Here is a 14275-nt window from a genome sequence, read left to right on the forward strand (position 1 = left end):
CGCTGCGATGCATCATGACCGGTGCATCGGCCGCGGCCGTCAGCCAGACGCTCGCGCCGGCAGCAAGACAAGTCGTGGGGGCGATTGATGCTGCGTTCGAAAGTCCGTGTCATCGCTCTCTGCGCGATGACCGGCATCGTGCTTGCGGCAGGGGGCGCAGGGCCGGCGAAGGCGCAATCGAGCGTCTGGGACTCCACGATCTCCAACACCAACTGGTATGTGCCGACGGCGCAACTGCTCGCCTACCTGTCGCCGAAGACGGGCTTCTCCAATCCGGTCCCGATCGGTGACCAGACGTTGTGGACCCTGGGCACCGCGACCAACGGCGCCTTCACCGGCACCAGCGTCGCGCAGCTCAGGATCGGCCCGGCGCTGCTGACGGACACCTCGACCATCCAGGGCTTCGTCACCACCAGCGGCCAGATCACCATGCTGTTCACGCCGACCGGCGGCGGCACTGCGACCGTCGGGCTCGGCTATATGCGCAACGTCAACGGCGTGACCAGCATGGAAATGCAGATGATCACCGGCGACAGCCTGCTGGTGACGCATTGGGCCTACATGCTGCCCTATGATCCCGCGACCTTCACGCCGCCGCCGTCAGCACCGGTGCCGGCCAACTCCGTGCCGCAATGGGCATGGACCGCCGGCACGCCGTGGCGGATCGTCAGTCCGACATTGTTCGGCACGCAGGCACCGGGCCGCTTCATCATCACCAACTATCAGAACGGCTATTTCTGGGGTGCGGGCGTCGCGCCGACCGGCAGCACGGCCGGTGGCTTCACGCTGCTCGGCTCGGTCACCCCGGAGGGAAGCGTGCTGTTCAATACGCTGTCGCGCGGCAGCCTGACCAGCCTCTACGGCGCGATGAGCGGCAATGCGTCGAATGCGCAGATGGTCACCTCGACGTATGATCTCACGGGAAGCATGACCGGCGATCTGGCGACGATGTCGCTGATCCAGCCCTATGGCGCTGCGCTTCGGTCGGCCGGCGGCCGCGTCGGCCTGGAAGCCGCCGACGTCCTGTACCGGCTGTCGATGACGTCGGCCGGCTGGACCGGATCGATGGTCTCGGGATTTGCCGCGCTCGACAATCTCAGCGGTCCCTCGCTCAGTGCCGCCGTCAAGCAGACGCTGCCGGTGCTGACCGGGGCGGCGTCGCAGGCGACCTATGTCAGCCAGCAGGCGTTCCGGCAGACGATGACCAACAGGCTCGATGAGGTCAGCAGCATCGGCTGGGCTGCTGGCCGCAATGTCTGGATGCAGCCTCTCGGCGGCACCGCGCAGCAGACGGGACGTGATGGCGTTCCCGGGTATAGTGCCGCCGGCGCGGGTCTGGCGCTCGGCGCCGATGTCGCCGTCTCGTCCCGCGCCATCATCGGCGGCGTTCTTGGCTATTCTCATCACACGATCAGCGGAAGCGACGATGCGGTGCCAAACCGTCTCGGTCTCGCCTCCTATCAGCTCGGGCTCTATGGGGCCTACGCCGTCACTTCTGATGTCACCTTCGACTATCAGCTCGACGGCGGATCGAGCGACAACAGCGAAAGCCGGTCGCTGAGCTTCATGGGCGCGTCCGCCGGCGGCAGCTATCGTTCCTACAACGGCCACGCCGGTGCGGGCATCAAGACCCGCATTCCGCTGCAAGACGACCTCGCGCTCGTTCCTGCACTGCGCCTGGACTACGGCACGGTTCGCAGCGGCTCCTATCGGGAAGGCGGTGCCGGCGGTTTCAGCCTCAACGTCGATCCTCAGGTCTATCAGGAACTCGTGACGACGGCGCAGCTGAAAGCGGTCTATGCGCCGACAACGCAGGTTCGTCTGATCAGCGATGTCGGCGTCGGCTACAACGCGCTGAACCAGGCATTGCAGATCGGCGCCGCCTTCTCCGGCGGCGGCGACGGCTTCGTCACCCGTGGCCTCAGCCTGTCGCCCTGGGTCTACTCGGCCGGGCTTGGTCTTGTCGCTGCGGGCAACGACCGCCTCGACCTCAGCGTTCGCTACGGCATCAACGCGACGCCGTCCGGCCTCGTCCAGCAGTCAGGCCATGCGGTGCTTAAGATCCGGCTATGACGCGCCGAGCTGATGGTTCTATTCGCGCCCGAAATAGGCCGGCAGGCGCTGGTCGAGCCGGAACTTGAGCATCGAACGCGCCATGTCACGCAGCACGTTGTTGTTCGCGGCATCCGGCGGCGAGGCGGGAAATGCGGAGTTGTCGACGTCGCCGGCATGAGACGGCGGTCCGACGCCGGACGTCAGCCGTGAGAGCAGCGCCTTGGAACTCGTGGCGGGCTCGCGCGTCTCGAATGTCGCGCCGTCATAGAGCTGGATATCGATCATGATGAAGACGTGGCTGATCCGGCCAAAACCCTCGCCCCGATTGACCACGCCGACGCCGGTGACCTCGTCGTTCGTCGAGGGTTCGCTGTCGGTCCGGCGGGTGATCACGAGGTAACGAGCGCACCCCGCCGAACCGGCCACCCTCCTGACGATGGGTGTGAGCTTCCCGTTCTCAGCCTTGATCGGGGGTGACTGATAGAACGGATCGAATGACCCCTTGGGGACGCCGATGCGGCGGATCCCGGCATCACCCGCGGCGGCTTTCACGCGCGCATAGACGATATCGTCGAATCCCCAGGAGACCGGCACCTCGGCGTACTCATTGCCCAGGCGGGTCATGCCGTTCTTCTGCACCGTGAAGACATCGCCAAGCGCTGAGATCACCCCGAGCTCGCACGGTCCGCCCTCGCGGACGGCCCTTGCCGGCTTGGCGGCCTTGGCAACGCCGGCCGCCGGCTTTGCCGCAGGCTTGGCGCTCAGCGGCGCAGGTGACGATTCCGCCAGGGCGTTGGTGCCCGACCAGAGCACGGCAATGAGCAGCGGCGCGAGCAGGCGTGAAATCGTCACTGGGAAAACTCGTGCTGGGAGAAACGAATGCGGACGGTGAAGCCCGTTCGAGGCGTATGACAGCGGGCGACGGCTCATTCGATCTTCAGGTAGCTCGGCAGGTCGCGATCTAGCTTCGCCGCGACCAGGCTGCGCAGGCGTTCGCGTAGCACGGTGCTGGTGGCTGCGGCGGCAAGAGGCTCGGGGAAGTCGGCATTGTCGAGCTTGTTGAGGGGATCCTCGGTGAGCCTCATGGTCTCGGCCAGCCGTGCGCCGGTATCCGCCGAGAATGAGCCGATCTTCTCGTAGGAATGGCCGTCGATCAGCGTGATGTTGACGTTCGCGAACAGGTGCGAGTGCCGGATGAGTGATCCGAGGCCCTGATTGTAAGCGCCAATGCCCCTGAGCCTCAGGGTGGTGTTGGGAATGGTCGCCTCAAACCTGGTGACCACGAGGTAGCGTTCGCAATTTGCATTCGTGGTGACGTTGCGCACGATCGAGGCCAGGCTCTCCTTCGGATCGGGCAGGAAGCGCGACGTCGGATGGTAGTAGGGCTCGAACGCGCCTTTCGGATAGCCGATCCTGTGCACGGTCGGGTCGCCGCCGGTGGCCGCGCGCACGCGCGCCATGGCGAGGTCGTCCAGTCCCCATCCCGGCAACGTGACTTCGTCCTCTTCGATTTCAAACACGGTGAGGCCGAACTTGCTGACGGCGAGCTGGTCGCCGAGTGCGGAAATGACGCCAAGACGGCACGGACCGCTTTCGATGGCGCCTGGTTTCGCCATCGCCTTTGTCTTTCCGGAGGGTTTCTTGGTCGCGGGGGCGGCCTTGGGCGCTGTTGCTGACGGAGCCTGGGCCCAAGCCCCGGTTGCGAAGGCAGCGGCGATGACGACGAGCGCAAGGCGACGGATCGGCAGGAGCGGCACGGACATGGGGACGGTTCGAGAATGCAAGGTCGTCGGGAACTCGAACTTAGTTCGCCTGCGAAGGCGCACGCAACGGTTTCCGGTCGTCACGCGCAAGATTTGCGCTTGCACGCTCTGCGATCAGGAGCCCGCCGCCTGACCGTCACGCTTCCAGCGATAATATTTCATGATCCGGCCGTGCAGCGGGTCAGCTTCCTCCTTTTCCAGCACGAAGCCCTCGCGCTCATACCAGCGCCACGCCTTGTCGTTGCCCTTTGCGCAGCGCAGCCACACTTCGTCGGGGAGCAGCTCGCGGGTGAAGGCGAGCAGCCGGCGGCCGAGCGAGCGGCCCTGATGGGACGGGGCGATCATCAGCTGGTCGAGATAGAGCGTGGGGACGTTGATCGCGAGCATCGCCGCGAGGCCGCCGCGGTCGTCGGCGACATACAGGCTCCAACCGCCAGCGACTTCACGCGGTACGCGCTCCCTGAGGACAGCGAGCAGCCTCTCGCTCTGCGTTTCCAGGCCCGTCGAACACCAGCTCTCCATCCAGAGCCTGGCGACGGCGTCGTATTCGTCCGGGCGGGCAGGGCGGATGATAGGATGGTGCATGTGGGGTGACCTTGAGCGGGGGTGACGGCCTCTGCATCCGCAGCCGTGACATGGGACGCGCGAGGGTGCGCGACCAATAGGACAACAAAAAAGGGCGGCTCGAAAGCCGCCCTTTGTGTTTCACTCGAAGGGTGCCCCGGCCTTACTCGCCGGCGGCTTCGCGCGCCTCGGCGGGCGCGTCCTTCTGCTTGGCCTCGAGATCCTCGCCGGTGGTCTGGTCGACCGCCTTCATGGACAGCCGGGTCTTGCCGCGGTCGTCGAAGCCGAGCAGCTTGACCTTGACCTTGTCGCCTTCCTTGACGACGTCGGTGGTCTTCTGCACGCGCTTGTCGGCGAGCTGCGAGATGTGCACGAGGCCATCGCGGGTGCCGAAGAAGTTCACGAAGGCGCCGAACTCCATCACCTTGACGACGGTGCCGTCATAGATCTGGCCGACCTCCGGATCGGAGGCGATCGACTTGATCCACTTGATGGCGGCCTTCATTGCCTCGCCGTCGTTGGAGGCGACCTTCACGGTGCCGTCGTCCTCGATGTTGACCTTCGCGCCGGTCTTCTCGACGATCTCGCGGATCACCTTGCCGCCGGTGCCGATCACTTCGCGGATCTTGTCGGTCGGGATCTTGAAGGTCTCGATGCGCGGCGCGTATTCGCCGAGCTCGGCGCGCGCGGCGGTCAGCGCCTTGGACATCTCGCCCAGGATGTGGATGCGGCCTTCGCGGGCCTGGCCCAGCGCAACCCGCATGATCTCCTCGGTGATGCCCTCGATCTTGATGTCCATCTGCAGCGAGGTGATGCCGCTCTCGGTGCCCGCGACCTTGAAGTCCATGTCGCCGAGATGGTCCTCGTCGCCGAGGATGTCGGACAGCACGGCGAAGCGGCTGCCTTCCAGGATCAGACCCATCGCGATGCCCGCGGTCGGCCGCTTCAGCGGCACGCCGGCATCCATCAGCGCCAGCGAGGAGCCGCACACGGTCGCCATCGACGACGAACCGTTGGACTCGGTCACCTCCGACACGACGCGAGTCGTGTAGGGGAACTCGTGGTGCGGCGGCAGCACCGGGTGGATGGCGCGCCAGGCGAGCTTGCCGTGGCCGATCTCGCGGCGCTTGGTGCCGCCGAGACGGCCGGTCTCACCGACCGAGTAGGGAGGGAAGTTGTAGTGCAGCAGGAACGTCTCCTTGTACGTCCCCGACAGCGCGTCGATGTACTGCTCGTCCTCGCCGGTGCCGAGCGTGGTCACGACCAGCGCCTGGGTTTCGCCGCGGGTGAACAGCGCCGAACCGTGGGCGCGGGGCAGCACGCCGACCTCGCAGACGATGTTGCGCACCGTCTTGGCGTCACGGCCGTCGATCCGCTTGCCGGTGTCCAGGATGTTCCAGCGGACAATCTTTGCCTCGAGCTCCTTGAACACGGCGGCGATACGGAGCTTGTCGTATTTCGGCTCCTGCCCCTCGGGGAAGAAGTAGGCCATCACCTTTTCCTTGACGGCGCCGACGGCAGCATAGCGCTGCTGCTTGATCGGAATCGCGTAGGCGGTGCGCAGGTCCTGCTCGGCGATCCCGAGCATCTCCTTCTCGATCGCGGCGTTGTCGATGATCGCGACGTCGCGCGGCTCCTTGGCGGCCTTTTCGGCGAGCTCGATGATCGCGTTGATCACCGGCTGGAAGTGACGGTGACCGAACATCACCGCACCGAGCATGATGTCCTCGTTGAGCTCCTTGGCCTCCGATTCCACCATCAGCACGGCGTCCGAGGTGCCGGCGACCACCAGGTCGAGCTGGGTATCGGCCATCTCGTCGAGGGTCGGATTGAGGATATATTCGTCATTGGCGAAGCCGACGCGGGCCGCGCCGATCGGACCCTTGAACGGCACGCCCGACAGCGTCAGCGCGGCCGACGCGCCGACCAGCGCGACGATGTCCGGATCGTTCTCCATGTCGTGCGACAGCACGGTCACGATGACCTGGGTCTCGTTGCGCCAGGCATCGACGAACAGCGGGCGAATCGGGCGGTCGATCAGGCGGGAGACCAGCGTCTCCTTCTCGGTTGGACGGCCCTCGCGCTTGAAATAGCCGCCGGGAATGCGGCCCGCGGCGTAGGTCTTTTCCTGATAGTCGACGGTCAGGGGCAGGAAGTCGACGCCCTCCCGCGGCGCCTTGGCGGCGACGACGGTCGCGAGCACGACGGTCTCGCCATAGGTGGCGACGACGGCGCCGTCAGCCTGGCGGGCGATCTTGCCGGTTTCCAGCTTGAGCGGACGCCCACCCCAGTCGATCTCGACGGAATGCTTGGTAAACATGGGTATCTTCTTTCATGAGATGATCGAAGGCAGACTCCCCAGAAACAAAAAAACCATGCGCAAGATTGCGGGGCGCTGGAATGCGATCAGCGGCCTGCGATCCTGCCATGGTTTTCTTATTTCGGATGGCGTCCATCCTTCTCGTAAATAACGGGCACCTTGCCCGTCACGCCCAGCGGCCGGATTGCTGCTGAAGCGTACTGCATGGTCCTGGTCGGATCAGTCGAAGAGCGTATCCGCTTCTTTCCAGATCCGGCCAGACCGCATGATCCCGGATGAGCGAACGCCGCGCGTGCGGCGTCCTCAGGATCATGTCGTCAACGCGCGCAATGATGCGCGCGCTCATTCCATAGCGAAGCTCAACGACGAATGTTGTGCTTCTCGAGCAGCGCCTTGTAGCGCGCCTCGTCGTTCTTCTTCAGATAGTCCAGCAGCGAACGGCGGGTCGACACCAGCTTCAGGAGGCCGCGGCGGGAGTGATTGTCCTTGCCGTGGGTCTTGAAATGGCCGGTCAGGTTGTTGATGCGTTCCGACAGGATCGCAACCTGCACCTCGGGAGAACCGGTATCACCGGCCTTGGTGGCGTTCGCCTTGATGATTTCCGCCTTGCGCTCTGCGGTCACCGACATCGTCAGTCTCTTTCGTTGCGACCGGAGCTGGCAGTCAGTCCGGTCAGGTTGAACACGCGCTTGGGGATGAGTTCGCCATTGCCAATTTCGGCAAGCGCCAGAAGGCGGCCTGCGACCGTGACATAGACTGTGCCGCTACTATTGGGCGCATCCCGTCCGCGCAACAAAACGGCCTGGCCCCTGTGGAGCCTTGCCGCATCAGCCCGAGTGACGGCCAGTGCCGGGATGTCGTCCAGCGCGGTCTCAACGGGCAGGAGTGCGTCGGCGAGGCTTCCCTCACCGGACGCGGCTCTATTGCACAAAGCCTCCAACTGTTCCAGCGGAATCATGTCGTTCTCGGTAAACGGACCCACCAGGGTCCGCCGGAGCGCGCTGATATGGCCGTAACAGCCGAGGAGGCGGCCCATGTCGCGGGCCAGCGCCCGGACATAGGTTCCCTTGCCGCATTCCGCCTCGAATACCGAATGGTCGGTGTCGGGCTGGTCGACGAGGGTCAGTTCATGGATCTCGACCGGGCGCGGCTGCAGCTCGACGACCTCGCCGTCGCGGGCGAGATCATAGGCGCGCTCGCCCTGGACCTTGATCGCGGAATAGCGCGGCGGCGTCTGCTCGATCCGGCCGGTAAATTGCGGCAGCAGCGCCCGGATCGCCGCGGCATCCGGCCGGCTGTCGCTGGTCTCGACAACCCGTCCTTCGGTGTCGTCGGTATCGCGCTCCTCGCCCCAGGTCACGGTGAAGCGGTAGCGCTTGCGGCCGTCCATCACGAAGGGGACCGTCTTGGTGGCTTCGCCCAGCGCGATCGGCAGGCCGCCGGAGGCGAGCGGATCGAGCGTGCCGGCATGGCCGGCGCGCTTGGCCTGGAACAGGCGCTTCACCACCGCCACGGCCTGGGTCGAGGTCATGCCGATCGGCTTGTCGAGCACGACCCAGCCATGGACGTCGCGACGATCGCGGCGCGGCTGGTTGCCCTGACCGTTTCCTTGGCGCTGCTTGTTGCGCGGATCATTGTTGTCGCGCAACGGGCGTCCGTCGGCAGAATGGATCGTCTTGGCCGTGGTCGGTTCGGCGCTCGGCGCGTCGACAGTGCCGGTTTCGGGGGGAATGGTCATCAGCTCTCTTCCGAATCCGAATTGAGGTCTCTCTGCACCGCGGGTGTTCGCAGTAATTTCTCGATCCGTTCCGCTTCGTCGAATCGCTCGTCGACGCGGAAGCGGATGTCAGGTGCAAATTTCAGGTTAACGCGCCGCGCGATGTCGCCGCGCAGGAACTTCTTGTTGCGCTCCAGCGCCGTGAGCACGACGTCCGTATCCTGTCCGCCGAGCGGCATGATGTAGATCGTGGCGAGCTTCAGGTCGGGCGACATGCGGACTTCGGGCACCGTGATGATGTGTCCCTCCAGGTCCGGATCGTGCACGTCACCGTGGCTGAGAATGTCGGCGACAGCGTGACGCACGGTCTCGGCCACGCGCAACTGACGCTGCGAGCCGCCGGAAGCGGCGCTTCCCCTCTGGTGATGGCGAGGCATTTTTCAAAAAATCCAATGGATCGTCGCCCGGCGTGAGCACGGGCGAGAGGATCATTCTGATTGAGTTCAACGACGCTTCGTTAAGTTCAAGAGGCGCAGCGATTCCGCATCTGCACGGAATCGCTGCTCACTCGAATTGCAGCGCTCTGTAGGATTCGGACTTACAGCGAGCGCTGGATGGTCTCCACGCGATAACATTCGATGACGTCGCCGACACGCATGTCGCCGTAGCTCTCGAAGGCCATGCCGCATTCCTGGCCGGCCTGCACTTCCTTCACTTCGTCCTTGAAGCGCTTCAGCGTCGACAGCTTGCCCTCGTGAACCACGACGTTGTCGCGGATCAGGCGGACATTGGCGCCGCGTTCGACAGTGCCGTCGGTGACGCGGCAGCCGGCGACCTTGCCGACCTTGGAGATGTTGAACACCTCGAGGATCTGCGCATTGCCGAGCATGGTCTCGCGCAGCGTCGGCGCAAGCAGACCGCTCATCGCCTTCTTCACGTCATCCACGAGGTCGTAGATGATGTTGTAGTAGCGGATCTCGATGCCGTTGCGCTTGGCGAGCGCGGCCGCTTCCTTGTTGGCTCGCACCGAGAAGCCGATGATCGCGGCGTTGAAGCCTTCGGCCAGCGTGACGTCGGACTCGCTGATGCCGCCGACGCCGGCATGCAGGATGCGGGCGGCGACCTCCTCGGTGCCGAGCTTCTCCAGCGAGCCGAGAATGGCTTCCAGCGAGCCCTGCACGTCGGCCTTGATGATCAGCGGGAATTCCTTGCGGCCCACGGTCTTCAATTGCGACATCATCTGTTCGAGCGAACCGCGCATGCCGGAGATCGAGGCTGCCGCGTTCTCGCGCTTCTGGTGCGCGCGGTAGCTGGTGACCTGGCGGGCACGGGCTTCGTTCTCGACGACGGCGAGACGATCGCCAGCTTCCGGCGGACCGTTGAAGCCGAGCACCTCGACCGGCACCGACGGGCCTGCCTCCTGCAACGTCTCGCCCTGGTCCGAGATCAGCGCGCGGACGCGGCCCATCTCGGCGCCGGCGACGATGATGTCGCCGACCCGCAAGGTGCCGCGCTGAACCAGCACGGTGGCAACCGGGCCGCGGCCGCGATCGAGCTTGGCTTCGATCACGGTGCCCTCGGCCGGGCGATCCGAATTGGTCTTGAGGTCGAGGATGTCGGCCTGCAACGCGATCATCTCGAGCAGACGATCGAGATTGGTCTTGTTCTTGGCGGACACCTCGACGTCGACGACCTCGCCGCCCAGCGATTCGACCTGCACCTCGTGCTGGAGCAGCTCGGTGCGGACGCGCTCGGGACGGGCGTCGGGCTTGTCGATCTTGTTGATCGCCACGATCATCGGCACCTTCGCCGCCTTGGCGTGGTTGATGGCCTCGATCGTCTGCGGCATGACGCCGTCATCGGCCGCGACCACCAGCACGACGATGTCGGTGACCTTGGCGCCGCGGGCGCGCATCGCGGTGAACGCGGCGTGGCCGGGCGTGTCGATGAAGGTGATCTTCTTGCCGGAATCCGGCGCGGTCACCTGATAGGCGCCGATGTGCTGGGTGATGCCGCCGGCTTCACCCGAGACCACGTTGGCGTGGCGCAGCGCGTCGAGCAGCGAGGTCTTGCCGTGGTCGACATGGCCCATGACGGTGACGACCGGCGAGCGCGGCTCGGTGTCGGTCGAATCGTCGACGACGTCGAACAGGCCCTCTTCCACGTCCGAGGCGGCGACGCGCTTGACCGTGTGGCCGAGTTCTTCCGCGATCAGCTGCGCGGTGTCGGCATCGATCACGTCGGTGATCTTGTGCATCGCGCCCTGGCGCATCAGCAGACGGATCACGTCGACCGCGCGCTCCGACATGCGGTTCGCCAGCTCCTGGATGGTGATGGCTTCCGGAATCGTCACCTCGCGGACGAGCTTCTCCTTCTGCTCGTTGGCGGCATGGCCCTTCAGGCGCTGCGTGCGGCGGCGGAACGATGCGATCGAGCGCTCGCGCACATCGTCGGCCGTGAGCGCCGTGACCACCGTCAGGCGGCCACGCTGCTTCTGCGGACCCGGCTTGTGCGTGGTCTTCGGCGGCGGCGCGGGACGTGCGGCTCCGCCGGGACCCCTGCGGATCTGGCGCGGACCCTCATCCTCGTCCGGACCGGCGGCAACCGCCGCCGGCGCGCGGCCGAGCGGGCCGCCTGCGGCAGGACGGGCGCCGGCCGGGCGGGCGCCCGCCGGCTGAGCGCCGCCGGGCCGCGAGCTCGGACCACCAATCTGCTGCGGCCGGCTGCCCGGTGCGCCGACGGGCCTGCCGGGGGCGGGCGTCGAGCGGGCCGGTGCGGTCGCGGCGGGCTGCGGCGCGGATGTCGCGGGACGGGGCGCCTCGCCTTCACCGAACCGCTTCTTGGCCTCGAGCTCGGCCTTGCGCTTGGCTTCCTCTTCGTGACGGTGCCGCTCTTCCTCGGCCTTGCGGCGCGCCTCGGCAGCCTCGCGCTCGGCGCGTTCGGCGGCTTCGCGCTCGGCGCGGCGGCGGGCTTCCTCTTCGGCCTGGCGGCGTTCCTCGATGTCGCGCACGCGGGCGTCGGCCAGCGCGCTGGCGCGCGCCGAGCGCTCGTCCTCGGTCAGGGTGCGGAGCACGACGCCTGAGCCGCTGCGCTGTGGACCGGATGACCGCGGCCCGGACGGGCGGTTGCTCGTCGGCGGCGGCGTCGGCGCCTTGGCGACGGTCGGCTCCGGCGCGTGCGGCGCATCGGGCGCCCCATCGCCGACACGGCGCTTGGTGCCGCGCTTCTCGACCACCACCTGCTTGCTCCGGCCATGTGGGAAGCTCTGGCGCACCGTGCCAGTCTCGACGCGCGGCTTCAGCGTCAAGGTCTTGGTCGGGACACTCAGTTTCTTGTCGCCCGGAGTGTTGTTGTCGGCCATTCAGTCGTCCTAATCTCGTTTACCTGCGTGCGGGTCTGCCGCACCGTCCCATTCGTGCAATCGTCGCGTATTCGTCGCTATGTCTTCGAAGTCGAAGCAGATTTCGTGGCCGCGGTTCCGGCAATCTTGTCAGCGTCGGCCGACCGGTATCGGACCAGTGTCTGGCTGCGCGACAGGAATGTCCTGCTCGCCGGGCCTGCGAGCACGGCAGCATGTATCACATTTGAGCGCCCAAGTGCCAAATCCAATTCTGCCGAAGTGAGACAGCAGATGATCGGAATTGTCGGGGCTTGGCCCTGACCCTCGGCGTTCGGCCGCACCAGCGCGTCGAGCTTGCGGATCCCGTCGGCTGCACCGTCCGCAGCATGGACGAGGGCTGCCAAGGTCGACCGTGACTGCCGCTGCGACAGCGCCGCTTCCACCTTGGAGAAACCGGAGACGACCTCGCCGGCCTTGGCGGCAATCCCCAGCGCTTCGATCGCGCTGCGGGCCAGCAAGGCTTCCAGGTCTTCGGGAAGGGTAGGCGGGACGCGGACGTTGGTCTTGAAGCCTCGGCTGAAATGGTGACGCCGCACCGCCTCCGCAACCGCCTGGCGCGAGGCGGTGATCCACAAGCCCCGCCCCGGCAGCTTGCGCTTGATGTCGGGCACGACCTCACCCGACGGGCCGACGACGAAGCGGATCAGCTCGCCGATCGGCCGCACTTCGCGGCTGACCGCGCACATGCGCATGGTCGCGGACTTCTCGGTCCGCGGTCCATTGTCGAGCTCGGGGTCGGCCAAAGCGAGCATGCGGTGATGCGGCTCCTCATCTCAAGCGAGCTGGGTCAGGGTGGGGGTCATTGCGGTGTCCATGGGGCGAGCCAAACGGGTCAGGCGGGCTGTCCTTCGGTCGTTTCGTCCTCATTCTCGGGCTCGGCTTCGGCCTTGGCGAGGTCAGCCTCACTGATCCAGCCGGCCTTGACGCGGGCCTGCATGACCATGGCTTCGGCGTCATCGCGGGAGACATCGAGACCGTCGAGGAAACCGGGGAATTTGGTGGCTTCGCCCCCCTCCTTGCGCTCGGTCCAGCCGACCAGATCGTCGGTGGCGCAGCCCGCGAGGTCCTCGACCGTCTTGATGTCGTTCTCGCCGAACTTGACCAGCATCTTGGTGGTGACGCCGGGCACGTCCTTCACCGCGTCCTCGACGCCGAGCTCCTTGCGCCTGGCCTCGAGCTCGGCTTCCTGCTGCTCGAGGAATTCGCGGGCGCGGGTCTGCAGCTCGGTCGCGGTCTCCTCGTCGAAGCCCTCGATGCCGGCGAGATCCTTGAGGTCGACCAAAGCGAGCTCCTCGACCGAGGTGAAGCCTTCGGACGCCAGCAACTGGCCGACGACCTCGTCGACGTTCAGCGATTCCATGAACACGCGGGTGGAATTCTCGAAGTCGGCCTGGCGGCGCTCCGATTCCTCCTGCTCGGTCAGGATGTCGATGTCCCAGCCGGTCAGCTGCGAGGCGAGCCGGACGTTCTGGCCGCGGCGGCCGATCGCCAGCGAGAGCTGGTTATTGGTGTCGGGGACGACCACCTCGATGCGCTCGCGGTCCTCGTCGATGACGACCTTGGCGACTTCGGCCGGCGCCAGCGCGTTGACCACGAAGGTCGCGATGTCCGGCGACCACGGGATGATGTCGATCTTCTCGCCCTGCAGCTCGTTCACCACGGCCTGCACGCGCGAGCCGCGCATGCCGACGCAGGCGCCGACGGGGTCGACCGAGGAGTCGCGGGAGACAACGCCGATCTTGGCGCGCGAGCCGGGGTCGCGAGCGACCGCCTTGATCTCGACGATGCCGTCATAGATCTCCGGCACCTCCTGCGCGAACAGCTTGGCCATGAACTGCGGATGGGTGCGCGACAGGAAGATCTGCGGTCCCCGGGTCTCGCGGCGCACGTCGAACACATAGGCGCGGACGCGGTCGCCGTTGCGGAAGACCTCGCGCGGCAGCATCTCGTCACGGCGGATGATGGCCTCGCCGCGGCCGAGGTCGAGGATCACGCTGCCATACTCGACGCGCTTGACGACGCCGTTGACGATGTCGCCGATGCGGTCCTTGAACTCCTGGTACTGCCGGTCGCGCTCCGCCTCGCGCACCTTCTGCACGATGACCTGCTTGGCCGATTGCGCGGCGATGCGGCCATATTCCAGCGGCGGCAGGGTGTCCGCGATGGTGTCGCCGATCTGGGCGCCCGGGTTGGCGCGGCGCGCATCATCCAGCGAGATCTGGTTGGAGGGGTTCTCGACCTTCTCGACCACCAGCATGTGGCGCGACAGCCGCAGCTCACCCTTCTTCGGATCGATCTCGGCATGAACGTCGGTCTCGCTGCCGTAGCGGGCGCGGGCGGCCTTGGCGATCGCGTCTTCCATCGCGGCGATCACGATGCCGCGGTCGATCGACTTCTCGCGCGCGACGGCGTCGGCGATCTGCAGCAGTTCCAACCGGTTGGCGCTGACGGCCATG

Annotated in this window: 11 protein-coding genes; 1 reads left to right on the top strand and 10 read right to left on the bottom strand. The window is 66.2% G+C overall.

Going from position 1 to position 14275, the window contains the following annotated elements:
- Positions 1-87: 87 nt before the first annotated feature.
- A complete protein-coding gene (locus ACQR1D_RS02035; RefSeq protein ID WP_434838683.1) occupies positions 88-2073 on the top strand; it encodes an autotransporter outer membrane beta-barrel domain-containing protein in 1986 nt (661 codons plus the stop codon).
- A gap of 18 nt (positions 2074-2091) precedes the next feature.
- Here ACQR1D_RS02035 and ACQR1D_RS02040 read toward each other — a convergent pair whose 3' ends face one another.
- The 10 genes from ACQR1D_RS02040 to nusA all read right to left on the bottom strand — a co-directional run bounded on the left by ACQR1D_RS02040 (position 2092) and on the right by nusA (position 14274).
- The gene (locus ACQR1D_RS02040) at positions 2092-2907 is read right to left on the bottom strand and encodes a hypothetical protein (RefSeq protein ID WP_316179027.1); all 816 of its coding nucleotides are present in this window, start codon (positions 2905-2907) and stop codon (positions 2092-2094) included.
- Positions 2908-2981: 74 nt separating this feature from the next.
- Positions 2982-3818: a hypothetical protein gene (locus tag ACQR1D_RS02045; protein WP_316179029.1), complete on the bottom strand. Its 837-nt coding sequence runs from the start codon at positions 3816-3818 to the stop codon at positions 2982-2984.
- A 114-nt stretch (positions 3819-3932) separates the two neighbouring features.
- A complete protein-coding gene (locus ACQR1D_RS02050) occupies positions 3933-4403 on the bottom strand; it encodes a GNAT family N-acetyltransferase (protein ID WP_316179032.1) in 471 nt (156 codons plus the stop codon).
- Between the two features lie 142 nt (positions 4404-4545).
- The gene (pnp, locus tag ACQR1D_RS02055; protein ID WP_315803936.1) at positions 4546-6702 is read right to left on the bottom strand and encodes a polyribonucleotide nucleotidyltransferase; all 2157 of its coding nucleotides are present in this window, start codon (positions 6700-6702) and stop codon (positions 4546-4548) included.
- Positions 6703-7061: 359 nt separating this feature from the next.
- Positions 7062-7331 (bottom strand): 30S ribosomal protein S15, encoded by a 270-nt coding sequence (rpsO, locus tag ACQR1D_RS02060; RefSeq protein ID WP_015663225.1) that lies wholly within the window; start codon positions 7329-7331, stop codon positions 7062-7064.
- A gap of 2 nt (positions 7332-7333) precedes the next feature.
- Positions 7334-8440, bottom strand: coding sequence for a tRNA pseudouridine(55) synthase TruB (gene truB / locus ACQR1D_RS02065; RefSeq protein WP_315803934.1), 1107 nt, complete (start codon positions 8438-8440; stop codon positions 7334-7336).
- Positions 8440-8856, bottom strand: coding sequence for a 30S ribosome-binding factor RbfA (gene rbfA, locus ACQR1D_RS02070; RefSeq protein WP_315716923.1), 417 nt, complete (start codon positions 8854-8856; stop codon positions 8440-8442). The genes truB and rbfA overlap by 1 nt, the downstream gene beginning before the upstream one ends.
- A gap of 161 nt (positions 8857-9017) precedes the next feature.
- Entirely contained in the window at positions 9018-11780 is a 2763-nt protein-coding gene (gene infB / locus ACQR1D_RS02075) for a translation initiation factor IF-2 (protein WP_434884981.1), read from the bottom strand.
- 77 nt (positions 11781-11857) lie between these two features.
- Positions 11858-12571 (bottom strand): RNA-binding protein, encoded by a 714-nt coding sequence (locus tag ACQR1D_RS02080; protein ID WP_315803932.1) that lies wholly within the window; start codon positions 12569-12571, stop codon positions 11858-11860.
- An 80-nt stretch (positions 12572-12651) separates the two neighbouring features.
- Entirely contained in the window at positions 12652-14274 is a 1623-nt protein-coding gene (gene nusA / locus ACQR1D_RS02085; RefSeq protein ID WP_316179038.1) for a transcription termination factor NusA, read from the bottom strand.
- Between the last annotated feature and the right edge of the window lies 1 nt (position 14275).

Origin of the sequence: Bradyrhizobium sp. HKCCYLRH2047 (genome assembly GCF_051168175.1) — a bacterium.
Taxonomy (GTDB): Bacteria; Pseudomonadota; Alphaproteobacteria; order Rhizobiales; family Xanthobacteraceae; genus Bradyrhizobium.

What these genes read in the sequence shown, in the direction of transcription:
- truB (WP_315803934.1), bottom strand. Translation starts at nt 8,440, where the DNA reads ATGACCATTCCCCCCGAAACCGGCACTGTCGACGCGCCGAGCGCCGAA.
- pnp (WP_315803936.1), bottom strand. Translation starts at nt 6,702, where the DNA reads ATGTTTACCAAGCATTCCGTCGAGATCGACTGGGGTGGGCGTCCGCTC.
- rpsO (WP_015663225.1), bottom strand. Translation starts at nt 7,331, where the DNA reads ATGTCGGTGACCGCAGAGCGCAAGGCGGAAATCATCAAGGCGAACGCC.
- ACQR1D_RS02080 (WP_315803932.1), bottom strand. Translation starts at nt 12,571, where the DNA reads ATGCTCGCTTTGGCCGACCCCGAGCTCGACAATGGACCGCGGACCGAG.
- rbfA (WP_315716923.1), bottom strand. Translation starts at nt 8,856, where the DNA reads ATGCCTCGCCATCACCAGAGGGGAAGCGCCGCTTCCGGCGGCTCGCAG.
- ACQR1D_RS02050 (WP_316179032.1), bottom strand. Translation starts at nt 4,403, where the DNA reads ATGCACCATCCTATCATCCGCCCTGCCCGCCCGGACGAATACGACGCC.
- ACQR1D_RS02035 (WP_434838683.1), top strand. Translation starts at nt 88, where the DNA reads ATGCTGCGTTCGAAAGTCCGTGTCATCGCTCTCTGCGCGATGACCGGC.
- infB (WP_434884981.1), bottom strand. Translation starts at nt 11,780, where the DNA reads ATGGCCGACAACAACACTCCGGGCGACAAGAAACTGAGTGTCCCGACC.
- ACQR1D_RS02045 (WP_316179029.1), bottom strand. Translation starts at nt 3,818, where the DNA reads ATGTCCGTGCCGCTCCTGCCGATCCGTCGCCTTGCGCTCGTCGTCATC.
- nusA (WP_316179038.1), bottom strand. Translation starts at nt 14,274, where the DNA reads ATGGCCGTCAGCGCCAACCGGTTGGAACTGCTGCAGATCGCCGACGCC.